The following is a 20,241-nucleotide window of genomic DNA, read 5'->3' as shown; positions in this document are numbered from 1 at the left end:
TCAATCTTAGAAAAAATAGTCAAATTGTGCGGTCTGAGGAGCCAATCGCGATGGTTGGAGGTGGTGAAATCGGCCCTGAAGACCTGAAGCAGACGCTGATTCGCGTCAAGACGGTTGTGGCAGCGGATGGTGGAGCGATTCCGGTGATTGATTCGGGGCGGATGCCAGACGCCGTTATCGGCGACTTTGATTCGCTGACCGGCACGTATCTTGACCGGATTCCAGAGGACCGTCTGTTTCCAATACGTGAACAGGACAGCACGGATTTCGACAAGGCTCTGCGCAGCATCGACGCGCCTCTGGTGCTGGGGATCGGGTTTCTGGGTGGTCGGCTGGATCACCAGATGGCGGTGCTTAACGCTCTGGTACGGTTGCAGGATCGGCCTTGCGTTCTGATAGGAGAGCGTGAGGTTGTTTTCCACGCGCCACCGCAGATTACGTTAAGCCTCACGCCTGGTGATGTGGTGTCATTGTTTCCGTTTCAGCGTGTAACCGGCTGCAGCAAGGGGCTGGAATGGCCAATCGACGATTTGGTGCTGGAACCGAACGGTCGCGTGGGTACGTCGAACCGGGCGCTGTCTGATGTGGAGCTGGCCGTGGACGGACCGGGCTTGTTGGTGATGGTGCCTCGTGACGCTCTGGATCAAGTCATGCAGGCGTTTTTGTCGGGGCCCATCAGGCGCTGGCCCGCCCGCGATGACTGACATCCAAGCGGACAGCCGTATGGCGGAGTGCGCCTAGGGCAGGGGCTGCACCTTGGTGTAGTCCGGCCCGATGCAGGTGGGTAGGTCGTCGCCAAGTTTCAGCCAATGCAGCTTTTCCTCATGCGCCACGTGCAGCGTGGGTTCCAGCTGGTTCGGGTCTTCCAGCGTCGCCACGTACAGATGCAGTACGTCCGACAAGGATTGCGAGCGGAACGAGATCGGCGTGCCGCAGTTCTGGCAAAAGCTGCGCTCGACCCCCGGAGAGGAATTGAAGGTTTTCGGCGCCTCTCCGGTCCAGCGCCACTGGCCGTCGCGCACGCCGAAATAGGTGGTCATCGGTGCAGCACACTGCCGTCTGCAACTGTCGCAATGGCAAGTGACGCAAGACAGTGCCGGAGGGTCAACCTCGTACCGGATGGTGCCGCACAGACAATGACCCCGCATGGTATCCCCTCCTGTCGTGGCGTCAGCAGTTGGGTACGTTCACCGCCAGACCGCCCAAAGACGTTTCCTTGTACCTTTCGTGCATATCATGCCCGGTCTGGCGCATGGTTTCGATGGCCGCGTCCAGCGGCACGAAATGCTGACCATCACCGCGCAGCGCCAGCGAGGCGGCCGAAACTGCCTTGATCGCCGCCAGCCCGTTACGTTCGATGCAAGGCACCTGCACCAGCCCTTTGACCGGGTCGCAGGTCATGCCCAGATGATGCTCCAGCGCGATCTCGGCGGCGTTTTCCACCTGTTCCGGTGTGCCGCCCATCACGGCGCACAGACCTGCAGCAGCCATGGCCGAGGCGCTGCCGACTTCGGCCTGACACCCTGCCTCTGCGCCCGAGATCGAGGCGTTGTACTTGACCAGACCGCCAATGGCGGCCGCGGTCAGCAGGAAATCCTCGACATGGCTTTCCGAGGCCCCCGGCACGTGGTCGAGGTAATAGCGCAGCACCGCAGGCAGCGTGCCCGCCGCGCCATTGGTCGGCGCAGTGACGACCTGACCACCGGCGGCGTTTTCCTCGTTCACCGCCATGGCATAGACGCTCATCCAGTCGTTGATGGTGTGCGGCGCGTTCAGGTTCATACCCCGTTCGGCCAGCAGAGCTTCGTGAATGCCTTTGGCGCGGCGGCGCACGTTCAGACCGCCGGGCAGGATACCGTCGGTTTTCAGGCCGCGTTCGATGCAGTCGTTCATAACCTCCCAAAGGCGCGCGGTGCCTTTGGCGAAACTGATGGGGCATCCGCGGGCGACCTCGTTCTCTCGCTTCATCTGCGCGATGCTCTTGCCGCTGGCTTTCGCCATCTCCAGCATCTCTGCCGCCGAATGGAACGGGTAGGGCACGGGTGGGCCATCATTTGTGTCCTTGCCCTCGGCCAGTTCCTCTTCGGTCAGGACAAAGCCGCCGCCTACCGAGTAATAGACCTGCCGCAGGATCACGTCGCCCTGCGCATCGGTTGCCATCAGGATCATGCCGTTGGCGTGGCCGGGCAGGTTGTGATCATAGTCAAAGATCAGGTCGGTCTTGGGATCGAAATTCAGTGTCGGCAGGCCTTCGGGCGTGACCGTATGGGTTTCGGCGATCTCGGCCAGCGCGGCCTCGGCCTTGTCGTTGTCATAGGTGTCGGGCACGAACCCGGCCAGCCCGAGGATGGTGGCGCGGTCGGTCGCGTGACCAACTCCGGTAAAGGCCAGTGAACCGTGCAGCGAGCCGCGCAGGCCCGCGAATTCGAACGGCGAGGCGCGCATCAGGTCCAGAAACCGCGCAGCGGCGACCATCGGCCCCATGGTATGAGACGAAGACGGGCCGATGCCCACTTTGAACATATCGAAGACAGATAGAAACATGTCAGGTAGCTGAGCCTTCTTGAGGAGTAGCGTAACTCGGAGAGGTGAACGGTGTCACCCCCAACCCTTCGGCCGCGATGGCGGCTTGGGCTGCGGGGCGGGTTTCAAGCTGCGTCAGGATCGCTTGCAGATGGGGTGTATCCGACAGGTGATACCAGCCGCGATTGGCGTTGGCGGGGTACAGCGCCATCCACCGCATCTGGCAGGCCAGATAGTAGGTTAGAATCGACGGTTGATCCGAGTGCAGCCAGATTGGCGCCTTCTGAGCTTCGGCATCCAGAACCTGCAAATGTCGACGCAGGCGAGGGCGGATACCTTCCCGCAGGGTGTCAGCCTGTGCGGCGTCGATATATTTCTCAGCATAGAACAGAATGCGCAGATCGGCGTGCAGCGTGTTCGATGCGAAAAACAGCCATTTCAGAAACGCCGCCCGCTCCGGTGCTTCGGGGGACGGGGCCAGTTGCCCGTGCGTGTCCGCCAGCCACAACAGGATGGCTGCCGTTTCAAAGATCGGTCCCTGCTGTGTGTCCAGCACCGGAATCAACCCGTTCGGGTTCAACTGACGGTAGGCCGCACTGTCCTGCTCGTTCTGGCGACGGTCCACCAGCACGGTTTCATAGAATTGGCCCATCTCTTCCAGCACCAGTCTGATCACCAGAGAGGCGTTGTCGGGGGCATAGTGCAGGCGATAGGGCGCGATCATGAAATCTATGTATAACGCCAGAAGAAGCGCGGAAGCCTCGATTGCGACGTTTCCAATCGGAAACGCGTATTTTCGATAGATGTTTGGGTGGCAGCAGGGCGATTTCGCTCTCGCAGTCGGCGGTTGCATTCCGTATAAACCCTGCAGCAATACAGGGAAACGCTGCCATGACCCCAGATATGTCCCCCATCGCCAAGGCCAAATACGTCGCCGCGCGCCGTGCCGCCGATATGGTTCAGGATGGGATGCGCGTCGGGCTGGGCACTGGATCGACCGCCGCCTGGATGGTGCGCCGCCTGGGCGAACGGGTGAAAACCGAAGGTCTGCGCGTCAAAGGGGTTCCGACCTCGATCCGCACCGCGCAACTGGCCCGTGAGGTCGGGATCGAAGTGGTCTCACTGGATCAGGCCGGCTGGCTGGATCTGACCATCGACGGTGCGGATGAGTTCGATGGTGAGCTGAACCTGATCAAGGGCGGCGGCGGCGCGCATCTGCAAGAAAAGATCGTCGCCACGGCCAGCGATCAGATGGTGGTGATTGCCGATGCCGGTAAGGAGGTCGAAACGCTGGGTGCCTTCCCCCTGCCGGTCGAGGTGATCCCTTTTGGCTGGCAAACCACGCGGACCCTGATTGAAGAGGCGCTGGACACGATGGATGTTCTGGGCAACTCGGCGATGCTGCGGATGAATAGCGAGGCGCCCTTTGTGACAGACGAGGGCAACCACATTCTGGACCTGCACCTGCAGCGCATCGGGAATGCGCGCCAGCTGGCCCTGGTTCTCAATCAGGTGCCGGGCGTGGTCGAAAACGGGCTGTTCATCGACATCTGTGACAAGGTTGTGATCGGCCACGGTGATGGCCGGGTCGAGCTGCGCGACATCAATGCGGGCACCACCGAACTGGACCAACTGGTCGAGGGTGGAGACAACCTGTTCTCGGATCTGGCGGATTGAGACCGGCGACTGGCACCAGTGCAGAAGCGTGAAACACACATGGTGGCAGTGCCTTAAGTGAAGTTTACACACCGACAAGGGTTGGCAGCGCGTCTTTCGACCCCAGATAATCATCGAATTTTGGCCTGACGGTATAAAGGAACTCAGGATGAGCTTTGACTATGATCTGTTCGTCATCGGAGGCGGCTCGGGCGGGGTCCGTGCGGCGCGTGTGGCGGCTGGTGAAAACGGCGCCAAAGTGGCGCTGGCCGAAGAGGACCGCTATGGCGGGACCTGCGTCATCCGGGGATGTGTGCCGAAAAAGCTGATGGTGTTCGCCAGCGAGTTTTCGGGGATGGTCGGGGATGCGCAGGCTTATGGATGGGGCATTCAGCCCGGTGCGTTGGACTGGAACACGTTTCACGGCAAGCTGGTTACGGAACTGGACCGGCTGGAAGGCATCTATCGCAACATCCTGAAGAACAACGGCGTCGAGAGCTTTGATCAGCGGGCGCATATTGTGGACGCGCATACGGTCGAACTGGCCGATGGCACCCGCAAGACCGCCAAGCACATTCTGGTCGCCACCGGTGGCCGCCCGGTTGTGCCCGAATTTCCGGGCTCGGACCTGGCCATCACCTCGAACGAGATTTTCCACCTTGAGAAACTGCCGGAAAGTATTCTGATCGTCGGCGGCGGCTATATCGCCAGTGAATTTGCCGGAATCATGAACGGGATGGGTGTGAAGACCACTCAGTTCTATCGCGGTGCGCAGATTCTGCGCGGGTTTGACGAAGAAGCACGTGGGCTGATCAGCGAAGAGATGTGCCAGAATGGTATCGACCTGCATCTTGGCACAAACGTGCTTGAGATGAAAAAGCAGGGCGACAAGATCTGGGTCAAAGCCACCAACGGAACCGAACAGGTTTTCGATGTGGTCATGTACGCCACCGGGCGTACGCCGAATGCAGATGATCTGGGCCTTGAGGCCGTGGGCGTTGAACGCGGCCGCAAGGGCGAGATCCTGGTGGACGAATACAGCCAGACCGGTGTGCCCTCGATCTTTGCCATCGGGGATGTGACCGACCGCGTCAACCTGACCCCGGTTGCCATCCGCGAAGGCATGGCTTTTGTCGAAACCGTCTTCAAAGGCAACCCGACGCCTGTAGATCACGAGTTGATCCCAACCGCGATCTTCACTCAGCCGGAGTTCGGCACCGTGGGCCTCAGCGAGGAAGACGCCGCGGCGCAGGAACCGATTGAGGTTTACGCGACCTCGTTCAAACCGATGCAGAAAGCGTTTGCCGGCGGCACGCAGCGCGTCTTGATGAAGCTGATCGTCAGCCAGGCGACTCGTAAGGTGCTGGGCTGTCACATCGTTGCCCCGGGCGCGGGTGAGATGATCCAGCTGGCCGGAATTGCCGTAAAGATGGGCGCGACCAAGGAAGATTTCGACCGCACCGTTGCCGTTCACCCGGTCATGGCCGAGGAACTGGTTACACTGCGGCAACCTGTGCGCACTGCTTGATTTGCAACTGCGCGCACACAAGTTACAAGGGAAACCGTGATCACACGGTCCAACACAAGGGAATAGATACATATGGCGGGCAACAGCGGTGGCCCCTGGGGGGGCGGAGGCTCTTCAGGCGGTGGAGGAAATCGGGGTAACAACGGGGACGGGCGCAAGCCCCCCGAAGGCGACGGCCCGCAGATCCCCGAGATCGATGAGCTGATGAAGAAAGGCCAGGAACAGCTGCGCGTCCTGATGGGCGGCCGTGGCGGTTCGGGTCGTGGTGGCGGTCAGGGTGCCGGTGGGGGTGGTCCCATCTTTACCAAAGGCACCGTGCTGATCGGTGTGGTTGTTGCAGCCGTGCTTTGGGGTGCGGCCAGCTTCTATACCGTCAAGCCCGAAGAACAATCGGTTGAGCTGTTTCTGGGTGAGTTCTCGGCCGTCGGCAATCCGGGTCTGAACTTTGCCCCGTGGCCCTTCGTGACCGCTGAGGTCATCCCGGTCACCCGCGAACAGACCGAAGACATGGGCGGCACGCGCGGCAGCGACGATGGCCTGATGCTGACCGGCGACGAAAACGTGGTCGATATCGACTATCAGGTCGTTTGGAACATCAACGATCCGGCCAAATTCCTGTTCAACCTGCGTGACCCGCGCCAGACGATCCGCGCCGTGTCGGAATCGGCCATGCGTGAGATCATTGCGCAAAGCGAACTGGCCCCGATCCTGAACCGGGACCGTGGTATCATCGCGGATCGCCTTCAGGAACTGATCCAGTCCACAATGGACAGCTATGATTCCGGGATCAACATCGTCCGTGTCAACTTCGATAAGGCTGACCCACCGCAAGACGTGATCGCCTCGTTCCGTGACGTTCAGGCTGCCGCGCAGGAGCGTGACCGCCTTCAGAACGTGGCCGACGCCTATGCAAACCGCGTTCTCGCGGAAGCCCGTGGTGAAGCTGCGCAGGTTCTGGAAGAGGCCGAAGCCTATCGCGCCCAGCAGATCAACAGTGCTCAGGGTGAAGCCAGCCGTTTCAGCGCGGTTCTGGAGGAATATACCAAAGCGCCTGATGTGACCCGAAAACGTCTCTATCTGGAACGGATGGAGCAGGTTCTGGGTGATGTCGACAAGATCATTCTGGACGAGAACTCGACCGGTCAGGGACAGGGCGTCGTGCCTTATCTGCCGCTGAACGAACTGCGCCGCAACCAGACCGGGGAGAGCAACTGATGCGTAAGTCACCCATTCTTCTCATCGTCGTTGTAATTCTCGGCGTCGTCGGCTTGTCGTCGATTTTCATCGTGGACGAGCGTGAGCGTGCGCTGGTTCTGCAATTCGGCCGTGTGGTTGCGGTGAAGGAAGAGCCGGGTCTGGCCTTCAAAATTCCCGTGATCCAGGAAGTTGTGCGTTACGATGACCGTATCCTGTCGATTGACGTCCAACCGCTTGAAGTGACGCCTCTGGATGATCGTCGTCTGGTTGTTGACGCCTTCGCGCGCTACCGGATTTCGGATCTAAACCGTTTCCGTCAGGCTGTAGGTGTCGGCGGTATCCCGGTTGCCGAAGATCGTCTGGATCGCATCCTGCGCGCTGAAACGCGCGAGGTCCTGGGTTCGGTGTCGTCCCGCGATATCCTCAGCTCGGACCGTGCCGCGCTGATGCTGCGCATCCGCAACAGCGCGATTGCCGAAGCTCAGGCGCTGGGCGTTAACGTGATCGACGTGCGTCTGAAGGCCACCGATCTGCCGCAAGCGAACCTTGAGGCCACCTTCGACCGGATGAAGGCCGAACGTGAGCGCGAAGCCACCGACGAACGCGCCCGCGGTAACGAGGCAGCGCAGCGTGTCCGCGCTCAGGCCGACCGGACCGTGGTCGAACTGGTGTCGGACGCCAACCGCGAGGCCGAAATCATTCGCGGTGAGGCGGACGCCGAACGCAACGCGATCTTCGCCGAAGCCTACGGTGCGGACCCGGAGTTCTTTGAGTTTTACCGCTCTCTGACAGCGTATGAGAATGCCTTGCAGGGCAGTAACAGCTCGTTGATCCTGAGCCCGGATTCCGAGTTCTTCAACTACCTCAGCTCTCCTACCGGACGGTCAGCCCCGGCTGCAGCGCCCTCTGAATAATGGGTATGATCCTTCTGGCCCTTGGGCTGGTATTGATTGTCGAGGGGCTGGCGTACGCGCTGGCCCCTTCGCTTATTGAACGTATGCTCGAGGCGCTGCGGTCCTTGCCGGAGCAAGCGCGGCGACTGGCAGGCCTGCTTTGCGTGGTCAGCGGTCTGGTGTTGCTGTGGGGCGCGTACCAGGTCGGGTTTTAGCGCAGTCATTTCAATTGCCGGTGATTTCCCCGCGATCCCGAGTTGCGGGCTTGAACAAACTGACTACATTGGTTGCTAAGAAAGGTTGCCGAGGGGCGGCCACAGAAGAATTGTCGACAAGGAGTTCCCAAGTGCAGGCACAAGCACGAAGTATTTCCGTCCGGCGGGACGATAGTGTTGGTTTCATGCGGCTGATGTGGCTGGCTTTTGCAGGGATGTTGCTTGTTCTGGCCCAGACCGTCGCTGCACAGGCGCGGGGCGAAAGCCTGGCGCCGCTGGCTGAAAAGATCAGCCCGGCGGTGGTCAATATCACCACCACAACCCTGATCGAAGGGCAGACCGGCCCCCAGGGGATCGTGCCCGAGGGCTCACCGTTCGAGGATTTCTTTCGCGAGTTTCAGGATCGTAACGGTGACGACGGCAACCGCCCCCGCCGCAGCAATGCGCTGGGGTCGGGGTTTGTGATTTCCGAGGACGGTTACATCGTCACCAACAATCATGTCATCGCCGAAGCCGATGAAATCCTTGTGGAATTCTTCCCCGGCGACGGGCAGCCCAAGAAGGAATTGCCTGCCAAGGTGATTGGCACGGATGAGAAAACCGATATCGCGCTGCTCAAGGTAGAGGCCACGGGCCCGCTGCAATACGTGAAATTCGGTGACAGCGACATTGCGCGCGTTGGCGATTGGGTGATCGCCATGGGCAACCCGCTGGGGCAGGGCTTCTCGGTCTCTGCCGGCATTGTCTCGGCCCGGAACCGTGCGCTGAGCGGGTCTTATGACGACTACATCCAAACGGACGCGGCCATCAACCGGGGCAACTCAGGCGGTCCGCTGTTTAACATGGATGGCGAGGTGATCGGCGTGAATACCGCGATCCTGTCGCCCAATGGCGGCTCGATCGGGATTGGCTTCTCGATGGCCTCCAATGTGGTGGTCAAGGTCGTCGACCAACTGCGTGAGTTCGGTGAGACTCGCCGCGGCTGGCTGGGTGTGCGCATTCAGGACGTGACCGAGGATATGGCCGAGGCCATGGGGCTGGACAAACCCGGCGGCGCGCTGATCAGTGACGTACCGGACGGTCCTGCCAAGGAAGCGGGCCTGCTGGCCGGAGACGTGATCCTCAGCTTTGACGGTGTCGAGGTTGCGGATACCCGCGGTCTGGTTCGACAGGTCGGTGAAACCACCGTTGGCAAGTCGGTTCGTGTGGTGGTCCACCGCGATGGGGGCACCCAAACCGTACTGGTGACGCTGGGTCGCCGTGAGGACGCAGAGCGTGCCGAAAATGGCGATGAGGAAACGCCGGACGCTCCGGCCGAGGAAAACGCCGATATTCTGGGTCTGACTATTTCGCCGCTGACCGATACGTTGCGTACGGATATGGGTTTGGATGCGGACGCTGATGGGCTGGTCGTGACCGCTGTGGACGAAGCATCGGAAGCCTTTTCCAAGGGTTTGCGAGCCGGTGATTTGATCACCGAGGCCGGTCAGCAGAAGGTCAGCTCGATCGAAGATCTTGAGGCACGCATGGACGAGGCGCGCGAAGCCGGACGCAAATCGCTGTTGCTGTTGGTCCGTCGCGGAGGCGATCCCCGCTTTGTGGCGCTAAGCTTGGGTGAGTAGTTCGCCTGATCAGAAACGAGATAAGGCCGGAGCAGATGTTCCGGCCTTTTTTGTACTGCAAGGTAGTGAGCCACACACCGGGGAGGCGCGTGGCTCTGATACAGGGAGAGGTCAGTGGACAGATATCGGGGATGATTCTCTGACCTCCTACGGTAACAGTTACAACGATAGGCCTAACGCTACATCGGGTCTGTGAAGCAGGTCACAAGGGTCAGATTAGGTCGGACTCGGCCAATTCCCGAAGCGCTTCGAAATCCTGGATCATCAGCCCGCCGCGCGACGCTTCAACCACGTTGTCTCGTTTCCAGGTGGAAATGGTCTTGGATACCGCCTCCCGCGTGGCGCCCACGAACTCGGCCAGTTCGCTTTGCGACAAGGTGATCCGGGTAGACGGGTCGTCTTGCAGTCCGGACAGGTGCAGAAGCTTGCGGGCCAAACGGATCGGCATCGGCAGAAAGACCTGTTCGTTCAGCTGCGATCCCATCCACCGCATGCGCAATCCTGCAAGGCGGATCAGGTCGACGGCCAGGTCGGGGTGTTCTCGGATCTGCTCCATTACGTCGCCTTGGCGCACTCGTAAAACGCGGGACGGTTCGGCCGCTGCGATGGTGGCAGTACGTGGGCCGCTGTCGAACAGGGCAATCTCGCCAAAGATCTCTCCGGGACGCATCAGGGTCAGGGACAGTTTGCGGCCGCTCATTGCCAGAAAGGATACCTCGAGCGTACCTTCGAGGATGGCATAAAGGGCGTCGCCTTCATCGCCTTGCTCGAACAGAACCTCGCCACGCTCCAGAGAAATTTCGGTCGCCTGCGCGGAGAGCATGGCTTTCAACCTGTCCGATGCCTCGGACAGAAAGCCAGTGTCTGGAAAAGCCGTCATGAGTTTCGGGTGCTCCGGCTGTGAGTGGTGTCACAACTTTCCACAGCTTTGCCGTTTTTCCAAGGATTTTGTCGGTTTGGTCCGACGTTACGTCTGGGAATAGCAAATATTTGAGTTTCCGCATGAGGCGAAAAGAGTCCGCCTCTGTTCCCCTATTGGTGGTCGGGATCGTCCATGTAACCTTGCAGCAGATTGAATTGCAGCATCAGAAATACCATCAGCGCGATGGGAAAGCCGAATGTCTCGATTTTGACCCAGAGGTCGGTCGACATCGTGCGCCAGACAAATTCGTTGGCCACAGCCAAAACCGCGAAACAGCCACACAGGCGCCGCGTCAGGATCATCCATCCCTCATGGCGCATTGGCAGCATCTCGTCCAGGACATAGGCGAGGTAGGATTTGCCCTGCAGCAGGCCGATACCCAGCATGATCGAAAAGAAGCCGTAGACCAGTGTGGTTTTCATCTTGAAGAACCGCTCGTCATTGAACCAGGCGGTCAGGCCACCGAAGAAAATGACCATGATTGCGGTGAAAATTTGTATCCGGCTGAGCTTGCCCGTCAGGTACCAGAGGATGCCCATGGCGGCCAGCATCAGCGGCACAAAGAGGATCGTGGCGACGATAAAGCCGGAATACTCGACGCCACCGATCAGGAAGCTTTCGTCGCGCAGGCGCAGGTAGATGAAGAAGAAGGCCAGCGGGGGGCCAAGCTCCAGCACCTGTTTCAGAAACGGGTTGATCTCTTTTTTGCCTGTCATAACGGTTTCCTGCTGTTTACCCGCCCATTTCAACTATTACGGCGCCGAGTGCAATCAATGCCATCAGCGCGATCCGTCTTGGCCCGACGGTTTCCTTCAGGACCAGCCAGCCTATGAGCGCGGCAAAAACGGTCGAAGTTTCCCGCAAGACAGCGGCCTCGCCGACCTTGTCGAGCCTTGTGGCCAGCATGATGGCTCCGAATGACAACGGCGCGATGATACCACCTGCCAGCCCGCGCAACATCAGGGGGCCGATGGCCGGGCGGCTGATCATGGCGCGCCACCGGAGGAAGGCGTAGATCGGCATTGCCGCCCCGTCGATCATGAAGAACCACGCCAAAAAGGTAAACGGGTCTGCGGTGGCACGGATGCCGTAGGCGTCGTAGGTGGTGTAAAGCGCGACGAACAGACCCGTTGCGACGGCCAGAACCAGAGCAATGCCCAGCGTTTCGCGGTTCGTTTCAAGGAAGCGGAAATTGTAGGCGGCCAACCCAAAAATACCGGCCAGCAGGACAGCCACGCCGAACCATTGGGTGCCGGTAAAGGTCTCTCCGAACAGCAGATAGGCGCCGATGACGGTAAACAGCGGGCCGGTGCCGCGGACAACCGGGTAGACGACCGTGTATGAGCCCTTGGTATAGGCCATGGCCTGCAGGATTTTATAGGCGATGTGGATTACCCACACCGTTGCAAAGATAGGCCACATATAGGGTTCGGGCCACGGTACCACGAAGAAGGCAAACGGTGCGGCCAGCAAGCAATAGCTGGCGTCGATAGCCCCGCGTGACATCCACGGATCGTGGCGGCCCTTTTGCAGGGCGCCAAAGACCGCGTGCAGGAAAGCCGCCATCAGGGCCAGCCCCAGCGCGAGTTGGTGGCCTGCTTCGGTGCCTTCGAGTGAGATCAGCCAGTCGCTCAAGTGTCAGGTCTTTGTGCTGGGAGGCGAGGCTGGGGGGTTTCCACCCCCCAGACCCGCGGAAGGTACTTTTCAGCCAGATGAAGGCTCGGATCAGTTTGGGTTCAGACCGGTGAGGGCGGCGGCGAATTCTTCGGGGTCAAAGGGGGCGAGGTCGTCGATTTGTTCGCCGACGCCGATGGCGTGGATGGGGAGGCCGAACTTGTCCGCCAGCGCAACCAATACGCCGCCCTTAGCGGTACCGTCGAGTTTGGTCATCACGAGGCCTGAGACATCGGCCAGATTGCGGAAGGTTTCCACCTGACTCAGCGCGTTTTGGCCGGTGGTGGCGTCCAGCACCAGCAGAGTGTTGTGTGGCGCGGTTTCGTCGACCTTGCGGATGACGCGGACGATTTTCGCAAGTTCCTCCATCAGGTCGGCGCGGTTTTGCAGACGGCCTGCGGTGTCGATCATCAAAAGGTCGGCGCCCTCTTGCTGCGCCTTGGTCAGCGCATCAAAGGCGAGGCTGGCGGGATCGGACCCTTCGGGGGCGGTCAGGACGGGCACACCGGCGCGTTCTCCCCAGACTTGCAGCTGTTCAACAGCAGCGGCGCGGAATGTGTCTCCGGCAGCGATCACGACCTTTTTGCCAGCCGATTTGAACTGGCTGGCCAGCTTGCCGATCGTGGTCGTTTTGCCCGATCCGTTGACACCGACAACCAGCACTACTTGCGGGCGTTTGGGGTAGATGGGCAGGGGTTTGGCCACCGGCTCCATCACGCGGGCGACTTCCTGTGCCAGAAGCTGTTTGATTTCCTGGGTTGAGAGTTTGCGGCCATAGCGCCCCTCGGCCATATTCGCGGTGACGCGCAGGGCGGTATCGACGCCCATATCCGAGGCGATCAGCAGCTCCTCGAGCTGTTCCAGCATGTCGTCGTCCAGTGTGCGGCGCATGGCGGTCTTGGCTTCACTGCGACCGAACAGACGGCCCAGTACGCCCTTTGCGGGCGCAGCCTCGGGCGGGGGTGGAGCAGGGGTCGGATCGACGGGCGCGGGTTCGGGCACCTCGATCGGCTGGGGAGCTGGTGCGGGTTCCGGCACTTCAGGGACCGGTTGTGGAACTTCCGGAACGGGTTCGGGCTGCGGCTCGGGCTCGGGGATGATTGGGTCAGGCGCGGTTGTTTCCTCGCCGCCATCCTCAACAATAGCCTCAAGCCCCTGTTCGAGGCGGGACGAGGATTTGAACAGCTTGTCCTTGAGCTTTGAGAAAAACGCCATTTTTGGTCTCCGCAGGTGTTCCCCTCACCTAATGCGGATTTGCGGCAGTTGCAAAGGGTCAGAGGAATGCGATCAGCAAACCAGCCTGCGCACCCCAATAGAGCGGCCAGACCAAATAGGGTGTGATCTTTAGGGCCGGGTGGTCTTCGGGCAGCAAGAACTTTTCAGTTGCCAGGATCAGGTCGGACGCGATGAAAGCCAGGGCCGCGGGCAGGGCCCAGCGCAAGGCGCCGGTTTCAGGCAGGGCCAGAACGGTAATGCCCATCCCCAGAATGATCGGGATATAGGCCAGAACGGGGATTTTGAGGTCCCCGGCGCGTGGTGCGAGCAGGGTGGCGGCAACGATCCCAAGGATGATGAGCGACCAGAAGATCGCGGGCCTGTCGAAAATCAATGCGGGCTCGCTGGCGGGATGGGTCAGGAACAATGCTATATAGGCCAGATGTCCGGCGGCAAAGGCCCCAATGCCAGCCATGAATGTGCTGTCGGTCTCGCGTGACAACAGCGCGTCGCCTAGGGCGCACAAAGCCAGCGCCAGAACCAGCAGAAGCGGAGCGGCTTGTAGCAAGGCGATCCCGGCTAGCAAGGCGACGGAAGCGGTTTTTAGCAGCGAGCGCAAGGCGCTAGCGGGGCGTGGTGACAGAGGCAGATAGGCCAGTGCACAAAGACCTGCGAGCCAGAACATTGCGGTTGTCATGAAAACCCCTCCCGTTTTTTAGGCAGCATGTTACGGGTTGTTGGTTCACCTCAACCGGTGACGTTAAGGCAGGTGGTTTTGCGGAAATGGCAATGGCACGGGGCAATCGCATCTGACACAATAAGCTCATGTTCAGATACCTAGCGATTCTTCTGCTGCTGCCCGCGTTTTCAGCCTCGGCCCAACCGGCCCTGACGGCGTCGGATTTCGATGACTACACGCGCGGGAAAACACTGTTTTACGGTTTTCAGGGAAAGGTTTACGGGGTCGAGCGTTATCTGCCCAACCGCCGCGTCATCTGGTCGTTTCTGGATGGCAATTGCAAAGAAGGCGTCTGGTATGAGCGGGACGAGCAGATCTGTTTCATCTACGAAGATCGTCTGGCCCCTCAATGTTGGGTTTTCACCCGGTCAGGAAATGGCCTGATTGCTCAATTCGAAGGCGACCCGGCGCAGACGGAACTCTATGAAGCCCAGGATATCGGCGAAGAGATGCTCTGCTACGGGCCTGAGGTAGGGGTGTAGGGCGCACTCAGAAGAGCGAGCCCTGATCCGGCGCGTCCTTTTTCGGGGTTTTCTTGGGGGACGGTCGCGGGCCTGCGGGTTGGCCGGTGGTCAACACGCCATCAGCGAACTCGATCTGGAGTGAGCTGTGCTCCTCGGCCTGCTTTTTCGTCGTCAGCACCTGATCTTCGGCGCGAACCACGGCATAACCGCGCTGCAACGTGGCCTTGTAGCTGAGCGTTTCGCGCAGCCGATCCGTCGCGGTCAGCTGTTGCAGCATCCGGTCCATCCGCGTTGTCTGCGCTGCGTTCATCCGCTCGGCCAGCCGGGTGATGGTCTGGCGCTGCACTTCAATCTCACGCTGAATGGGACGCAAGGACAGGCGCGAGGACAGGTTGCGCACCGCTTCCTGACGGCTTGTCACGAGGTTGCGCAGGGTTGGTGGGCGCAGATGGGCCGACAGTTTTACCACTTGCAGATGGCGGTTCTGAACGCCGCGCTCCAGTGCCGGGGTTAGTCGATCTGCAATTAAATCAAGACGTTGACGCGGAGTATTCAGCAAGCTGTCAGGGCGTGGTAAGGCGCGGGACAAGTCGCGCAACCGTTGCGATCGCCGTTGCACTGCATCTGTCGCAGCGCGGGACAGGCGCGCGCCTTGTTCGCCGGTCCAGGCCAGCAGCTCCATCCGTACGGGCACGGCCAACTCGGCGGCGGCGGTCGGGGTTGGTGCGCGCTGGTCTGAGACATAGTCGATCAGGGTTGTATCCGTTTCGTGGCCCACGGCCGAGATCAACGGAATGTCCGAGGCCGCCGCAGCGCGCGCGACGATCTCTTCGTTAAAGCCCCACAGGTCCTCAATCGATCCGCCACCCCTGGCGACGATGATCAGGTCCGGACGGGGAAGGGCTCCGCCCGGTGTCAGTTGGTTGAAGCCCTTGATCGCGTTTGCGACCTCGGGGGCGCAATTCGATCCCTGAACAGCCACTGGCCAGATCAGAACCTTACGCGGAAAGCGGTCGCGCAGGCGGTGCAAAATGTCCCGGATCACTGCCCCCGAAGGCGAGGTCACCACGCCGATGATCTGCGGCAGGTAGGGCAGAGGTTTCTTGCGTTCCGGTGCAAACAGCCCTTCGGCCTCAAGCTGTTTCTTGCGCTTTTCCAGCAGCGCCATCAGCGCGCCTTGTCCGGCAACCGCAACCTCATCGACGTTCAGATTGTATTTCGATTGCGCGCCAAAGGCGGTCAGACGGCCGGTTACGACGACCTCAAGCCCTTCTTCGGGCACAACGGACAGACCCGAAATCTGACCTTTCCACGTGGTGCAGGCCAGAACGTTCCGATCGTCCTTGATGTCATAATACAGATGCCCCGAGCGCGCTTTGAACACACGTCCAACCTCTCCACGCACACGGATTCGGCCGAAGGTGCCTTCGAGTGTCCGTTTCACCTCGCCTGAGATGTCCGAAACAGTGTATTCAGGGGTGTTTTGGCCGGGAATGGGGTCGTCAAGCAGGTCGGACATTTCAGCGCCTTGTGTCAAATGCCCACCCAGCTTAGAACGCCCGCAAGGCGAGGCCAAGCAGATCGGAGAGCAGTCATGAATATCCTCATTCTCGGCAGTGGTGGGCGGGAACACAGCCTGGCCTGGGCGGTGATGCAGAACCCCAAATGTGACCGTCTGATCGTGGCGCCGGGCAATGCCGGGATCGCGCAGATCGCGGAGTGTGCGTCGCTGGATATCGAAAACGGCGGGGCCGTTGTCAGCTTTGCCGAGGCAAACGCGATTGATTTCGTGATCGTTGGCCCCGAGGCCCCTCTGGCCGCCGGTGTGGCGGATCGTCTGCGCGAGGCGGGTGTGCTGGTATTTGGCCCCTCGGCGGCGGCGGCGCAATTGGAGGCCTCGAAGAGCTTTACCAAGGAAATCTGCGATGCGTCGGGCGCTCCGACAGCGGCTTACGCGCGGTTCACCGAGGCTGAACCAGCGAAAGAGTACATCCGAGAGCAAGGCGCGCCGATCGTGGTTAAGGCCGATGGTCTGGCCGCAGGCAAGGGCGTGATCGTGGCGATGGATGAGCAAGCCGCGCTGGAGGCCATCGACGACATGTTCGGCGGCGCTTTTGGCGGGGCCGGGGCAGAGGTTGTCATTGAAGAGTTTATGGAGGGCGAAGAGGCGTCGCTGTTTGTTCTGTGCGACGGTGAGGATATCCTGTCCATCGGCACTGCGCAGGACCACAAGCGCGTGGGTGAGGGCGATACCGGCCTGAACACCGGCGGCATGGGGGCCTATTCTCCGGCACCGGTTCTGAGCGCCGAGATTGAAACCCGCGCGATGGAAGAGATCATCAAGCCCACCGTGGCCGAGATGAAACGACGCGGAATGCCGTTTCAGGGCGTTCTCTATGCCGGTCTGATGATCAAGGACGGCCAGCCGCGTCTGGTGGAATACAACGTGCGCTTTGGCGATCCCGAGTGCCAGGTTTTGATGATGCGCCTTGGCGCGCAGGCGATGGACCTGATGCACGCCGCTGCCGAAGGCCGGCTGGGTGAGGCTCGCGTGAACTGGGCGGATGACCACGCCCTGACCATTGTGATGGCGGCAAATGGGTATCCGGGTTCGTATGAGAAGGGCAGTGTGATCAAAGGATTGGAGGACCTGCCCGAGGATAGCGGGAACATGGTGTTCCACGCAGGAACCAAAGCCGCGGACGGGCAGGTGCTGGCCTCGGGTGGTCGTGTTCTGAACGTCACCGCGCGGGGCGAGACACTGCAGGAGGCGCGGGACCGGGCCTATGCAATGGTGGACGGTATCGACTGGCCCGATGGGTTCTTCCGTCGCGACATCGGCTGGCGGGCGCTTTGATCTTAAAACCTCCCGCGCCCTGACGCTGCATCAAAGATGCAACGCCAAAGGCCTTGGGCCGGGCAGCCCGCTGGTGCGGGCTGCGGTTGGGTCTAGTGTGTGCAGGTCAAAGCCTGTATCATTGCTTTGCGGCTAAACGGGGATAACGTCCGCGTTTCCCAACCTTTTTCATGTCTGACGCTGACGATCTGTTGCCAGTCGGCGCTGACGACGATCATTTCGGGGCCGGTGCCGCAATCTCTGATCCCGCCAGTGATGAAGTCGTGACCGATCCTGTGGTTGGTCAGGCCGGGCAGGGTGGCGATCTCGGCCAGGTCGCCATCCCGGAAGTGCCAGATGCGCAGGGTCTTGACCAGATGTGGCCGGTCGATATAGGCGATTTCCACAAAGCCGTCGCTATCCAGATCAGCCGCTCCAATCGGGGCCAGCCAGCGAAAGCGGGTGCCGATATGAGGCGTGGAGGCAATTTTCCTTCCGCCACTGTCATAGATCGCCAGTTGAGCGCCTGTTCGATTGTGGGATTCGACGACGATGACCTCTGGTTTGCCATCCAAGTCTATATCTACCAGCCTTGGAGCCAGGTCTTCAAACACCCGATCTGAGGGCAGCCGGATGGTGAGCGTGCCGCCTTGGACCGTCAATTCCAGCGCGCCGTACTCGATGTTATCGCCTAGGACACCATGAGCGTAGCGCGTGGTGGGTTCTGTAAAGCGGGCGCTTGTGACTGTTTCGGCAATTGCAGGAGCTTGCCCCGCCAGCCACAGGCACAACGCCAGCAGCGCGCCGCGTGCCCGACATTGCCACAGGAGGGCGGGCAGGCGCGGCGCTTTGGAGATCATCAGATCTGTTTTTCGGGCATCTGTACGACCAGACCGTCTAGCTCATCCGTGACCTTGATCTGACAGGTCAGGCGCGAGCGGGCAGGGTCGGGCTCATAGGCAAAGTCGAGCATGTCTTCTTCCATGTCGTCCTTGGCCGGAACTTTCTCGACCCAGTCGGGGTGGAGGTAGACATGGCAGGTCGAGCAGGCGCAGGCGCCGCCGCAATCGGCCTCGATGCCGGGGATGTTGTTGTCTCGGGCGCCTTCCATGACGGTCAGCCCATTGGCGACCTCGACTGTATGTTCGGTACCGCTGTGCTCGACATAGGTGATCTTTGCCATTGCGTGCGTCTTCCTTTTTCGATTGTCGAATTCTTCCTTAGTGAAGGCAATTAGGTCTTTCCAGCCTCATTTGCGACTCATCGCGCCGCGACTGGACTTTCCTGCTGTATGTTCTATCTTTGTTCTCATGCTTGTTGCCCCTGTTCGCCCTGCGGTTTCAAACCGGGACTGGCCGCGCCCGCCTGCCTGTCTGCCCTCTGACCGGCTGGATGATCCGCCCGAGGGCGCGCGCGTTGCCGTGGCCGGACTGGTGATCCTGCGGCAGAGGCCGGGGACGGCCAAAGGGGTGATCTTCCTGACGCTCGAGGATGAGACCGGGATCGTGAACGTGGTGGTCTGGCGCAAGATATACGAGCAATTCCGCCGCGCGGTGATCTCAGGCCGGTTGATGAAGGTGACGGGCCGGATGCAGCGGGCGCATTCGGTGACCCATGTGATCGCGGAAGAGATCGAGGATATCTCGGTGATGTTGGATGTTTTGGTGCGAGGGGAGGGGAAGTAATCTCGCGCTACCGGAAGTCTGTGCAAAATCCCAAAATCCAACTGCGGTCATATTGCCGCCCTAGTCGAATGATATCGATCACTTCAACTGTTGGGAAAAAGAATATGAAAAATAAATACTTGTACCGCATTGTTCGGTTGAGAAGGCTGGTTATGATAAGCTTGGCCATCCTGTTCTCAGGATGGGTCACAGGAGCGTTTCTGTTTGGGGCTGCAGACCTATTTGCGAACCCGGTCATACAGGCCGGGGTCGCCTTGGCCTGTTCGACTGCTATTATCAGTCTGATTATCGTGTATCCCCGTGTGTGGTGGGAGACGATTTGCGCAGCGATAGTGCTGGGGTTGCTGCTCATGTTCCTGCCGCTGCTGGAAATACTGCCTGAATACATGCCCAGAGACCAAGGCGTCATGGCGGTGCTGTGGATCATCTTCATCGTCGTTTTCGGCGGCATATTTCTGTGGTTGGGCCTGTACCTCTCCATGTTTGTTCTGATCGCGATCCCATCCCGATCGATACGTGATAAATCCCGTGTGTCGGTTCCCATGTCTGCTGATGCGGCATTTGAAATCCTGAAGGCGAGACCGGATGCGGATAATGGGTTTCACGTCACCGGCCCTGTAGACGCCGAAGGGTTTTTCACCACCTCCTTCGAGATGAACACGTTTGATCCCGCGACGTATCTGCCGGTGACGGAAACCATGTCGGTGCGCACACGTATCGAAGAGCAGGGGGCGTACTTTCAGCTTACAATGTTCGGATACGATATCGACGGTGACATCAGGTACGATCTTCAGGAACTAGTTGTGGAACAGAAAAAGGGCCATTCGATCTGTTCAAGCACCACTCAGAAAAGTGAATCCAACCTGTTTGAGTCGATTGGGTTCTGGATTGAGGATTTCGGTTCAGATCACCTGCTGTCTCAACTGAGGAAATCTCAGGGGCTGGCCTCAGTTTGCATCAGGGATTTGCCGTATCGCAGTCCCATAAACGATCTTGCCCGGTATTTTGGCGGTGGTGAGGCCGACGCCGGTGATCATCGACCCCAGTACTAACAGTTTCTCGGCGGGTCTTT

The 20,241-nt window shown here is 60.1% G+C and carries 22 protein-coding genes; 11 read left to right on the top strand and 11 right to left on the bottom strand.

What is annotated here, in order from left to right:
• Window positions 1-50 precede the first annotated feature (50 nt).
• Window positions 51-704: a thiamine diphosphokinase gene (locus tag ACR0KW_RS03110; RefSeq protein ID WP_480803689.1), complete on the top strand. Its 654-nt coding sequence runs from the start codon at window positions 51-53 to the stop codon at window positions 702-704.
• 33 nt (window positions 705-737) lie between these two features.
• Here the strand turns inward: ACR0KW_RS03110 and ACR0KW_RS03105 are convergent, their stop codons facing one another.
• The 3 genes from ACR0KW_RS03105 to ACR0KW_RS03095 are packed head-to-tail and all read right to left on the bottom strand — an operon-like array spanning window position 738 to window position 3,247.
• On the bottom strand, window positions 738-1,148 hold the full coding sequence (locus ACR0KW_RS03105; protein WP_480803688.1) for a GFA family protein: 411 nt from the start codon (window positions 1,146-1,148) through the stop codon (window positions 738-740).
• Window positions 1,149-1,170: 22 nt separating this feature from the next.
• Entirely contained in the window at window positions 1,171-2,544 is a 1,374-nt protein-coding gene (locus ACR0KW_RS03100; protein WP_480803687.1) for an L-serine ammonia-lyase, read from the bottom strand.
• 1 nt (window position 2,545) lies between these two features.
• Window positions 2,546-3,247 (bottom strand): glutathione S-transferase family protein, encoded by a 702-nt coding sequence (locus tag ACR0KW_RS03095; RefSeq protein ID WP_480803686.1) that lies wholly within the window; start codon window positions 3,245-3,247, stop codon window positions 2,546-2,548.
• 167 nt (window positions 3,248-3,414) lie between these two features.
• Here ACR0KW_RS03095 and rpiA point away from each other — a divergent pair, with 167 nt between their 5' ends.
• The 6 genes from rpiA to ACR0KW_RS03065 all read left to right on the top strand — a co-directional run bounded on the left by rpiA (window position 3,415) and on the right by ACR0KW_RS03065 (window position 9,634).
• Entirely contained in the window at window positions 3,415-4,200 is a 786-nt protein-coding gene (gene rpiA, locus ACR0KW_RS03090) for a ribose-5-phosphate isomerase RpiA (protein ID WP_480803685.1), read from the top strand.
• A 148-nt stretch (window positions 4,201-4,348) separates the two neighbouring features.
• A complete protein-coding gene (gene gor, locus ACR0KW_RS03085) occupies window positions 4,349-5,707 on the top strand; it encodes a glutathione-disulfide reductase (RefSeq protein WP_480803684.1) in 1,359 nt (452 codons plus the stop codon).
• A gap of 72 nt (window positions 5,708-5,779) precedes the next feature.
• On the top strand, window positions 5,780-6,922 hold the full coding sequence (gene hflK, locus ACR0KW_RS03080; protein WP_480803683.1) for an FtsH protease activity modulator HflK: 1,143 nt from the start codon (window positions 5,780-5,782) through the stop codon (window positions 6,920-6,922).
• Window positions 6,922-7,818: a protease modulator HflC gene (gene hflC / locus ACR0KW_RS03075; RefSeq protein ID WP_480803682.1), complete on the top strand. Its 897-nt coding sequence runs from the start codon at window positions 6,922-6,924 to the stop codon at window positions 7,816-7,818. Before hflK ends, hflC begins: the two co-directional genes overlap by 1 nt.
• Window positions 7,818-8,012, top strand: coding sequence for a DUF2065 domain-containing protein (locus tag ACR0KW_RS03070; protein ID WP_170742431.1), 195 nt, complete (start codon window positions 7,818-7,820; stop codon window positions 8,010-8,012). The genes hflC and ACR0KW_RS03070 overlap by 1 nt, the downstream gene beginning before the upstream one ends.
• Before the next feature lie 185 nt (window positions 8,013-8,197).
• On the top strand, window positions 8,198-9,634 hold the full coding sequence (locus ACR0KW_RS03065; protein ID WP_480804189.1) for a DegQ family serine endoprotease: 1,437 nt from the start codon (window positions 8,198-8,200) through the stop codon (window positions 9,632-9,634).
• Between the two features lie 211 nt (window positions 9,635-9,845).
• Here ACR0KW_RS03065 and ACR0KW_RS03060 read toward each other — a convergent pair whose 3' ends face one another.
• The 5 genes from ACR0KW_RS03060 to ACR0KW_RS03040 all read right to left on the bottom strand — a co-directional run bounded on the left by ACR0KW_RS03060 (window position 9,846) and on the right by ACR0KW_RS03040 (window position 14,142).
• Window positions 9,846-10,514 carry a Crp/Fnr family transcriptional regulator gene (locus ACR0KW_RS03060; protein ID WP_480803681.1) on the bottom strand — a complete coding sequence of 223 codons (669 nt, stop codon included), beginning with the start codon at window positions 10,512-10,514 and terminating at the stop codon, window positions 9,846-9,848.
• A 152-nt stretch (window positions 10,515-10,666) separates the two neighbouring features.
• On the bottom strand, window positions 10,667-11,272 hold the full coding sequence (locus ACR0KW_RS03055; protein WP_480803680.1) for an inner membrane-spanning protein YciB: 606 nt from the start codon (window positions 11,270-11,272) through the stop codon (window positions 10,667-10,669).
• Window positions 11,273-11,288: 16 nt separating this feature from the next.
• Window positions 11,289-12,191, bottom strand: a complete 903-nt coding sequence (locus tag ACR0KW_RS03050) for an EamA family transporter (RefSeq protein WP_480803679.1) — start codon at window positions 12,189-12,191, stop codon at window positions 11,289-11,291.
• 90 nt (window positions 12,192-12,281) lie between these two features.
• Window positions 12,282-13,445, bottom strand: coding sequence for a signal recognition particle-docking protein FtsY (ftsY, locus tag ACR0KW_RS03045; protein WP_480803678.1), 1,164 nt, complete (start codon window positions 13,443-13,445; stop codon window positions 12,282-12,284).
• A gap of 58 nt (window positions 13,446-13,503) precedes the next feature.
• Complete coding sequence (locus ACR0KW_RS03040) at window positions 13,504-14,142, bottom strand: lysoplasmalogenase (protein ID WP_480803677.1); 639 nt, start codon at window positions 14,140-14,142, stop codon at window positions 13,504-13,506.
• Window positions 14,143-14,270: 128 nt separating this feature from the next.
• On the opposite strand from ACR0KW_RS03040, the gene ACR0KW_RS03035 reads away from it, so the two are divergent.
• Complete coding sequence (locus ACR0KW_RS03035; RefSeq protein WP_480803676.1) at window positions 14,271-14,666, top strand: hypothetical protein; 396 nt, start codon at window positions 14,271-14,273, stop codon at window positions 14,664-14,666.
• Window positions 14,667-14,673: 7 nt separating this feature from the next.
• Here the strand turns inward: ACR0KW_RS03035 and xseA are convergent, their stop codons facing one another.
• A complete protein-coding gene (gene xseA, locus ACR0KW_RS03030; protein WP_480803675.1) occupies window positions 14,674-16,167 on the bottom strand; it encodes an exodeoxyribonuclease VII large subunit in 1,494 nt (497 codons plus the stop codon).
• A 75-nt stretch (window positions 16,168-16,242) separates the two neighbouring features.
• Between xseA and purD the strand changes: the two genes are divergently transcribed.
• Window positions 16,243-17,505 carry a phosphoribosylamine--glycine ligase gene (gene purD / locus ACR0KW_RS03025; protein WP_480803674.1) on the top strand — a complete coding sequence of 421 codons (1,263 nt, stop codon included), beginning with the start codon at window positions 16,243-16,245 and terminating at the stop codon, window positions 17,503-17,505.
• A gap of 92 nt (window positions 17,506-17,597) precedes the next feature.
• On the opposite strand, the gene ACR0KW_RS03020 is transcribed toward purD, so the two are convergent.
• Window positions 17,598-18,344 (bottom strand): FG-GAP repeat domain-containing protein, encoded by a 747-nt coding sequence (locus tag ACR0KW_RS03020; protein ID WP_480803673.1) that lies wholly within the window; start codon window positions 18,342-18,344, stop codon window positions 17,598-17,600.
• Window positions 18,344-18,667, bottom strand: coding sequence for a 2Fe-2S iron-sulfur cluster-binding protein (locus ACR0KW_RS03015; RefSeq protein ID WP_170324526.1), 324 nt, complete (start codon window positions 18,665-18,667; stop codon window positions 18,344-18,346). The genes ACR0KW_RS03020 and ACR0KW_RS03015 overlap by 1 nt, the downstream gene beginning before the upstream one ends.
• A 127-nt stretch (window positions 18,668-18,794) precedes the next feature.
• On the opposite strand from ACR0KW_RS03015, the gene ACR0KW_RS03010 reads away from it, so the two are divergent.
• Together ACR0KW_RS03010 and ACR0KW_RS03005 are read left to right on the top strand one after the other, a co-directional pair.
• Complete coding sequence (locus ACR0KW_RS03010) at window positions 18,795-19,169, top strand: OB-fold nucleic acid binding domain-containing protein (protein WP_480803672.1); 375 nt, start codon at window positions 18,795-18,797, stop codon at window positions 19,167-19,169.
• A 68-nt stretch (window positions 19,170-19,237) separates the two neighbouring features.
• Window positions 19,238-20,221, top strand: a complete 984-nt coding sequence (locus ACR0KW_RS03005) for a hypothetical protein (protein WP_480803671.1) — start codon at window positions 19,238-19,240, stop codon at window positions 20,219-20,221.
• Window positions 20,222-20,241: the final 20 nt, after the last annotated feature.

Source organism: Ruegeria sp. CG11 (assembly GCF_056537245.1).
The sequence above is the reverse complement of the archived record's forward strand: the minus strand, read 5'-3'. Positions and strand labels throughout refer to the sequence as shown.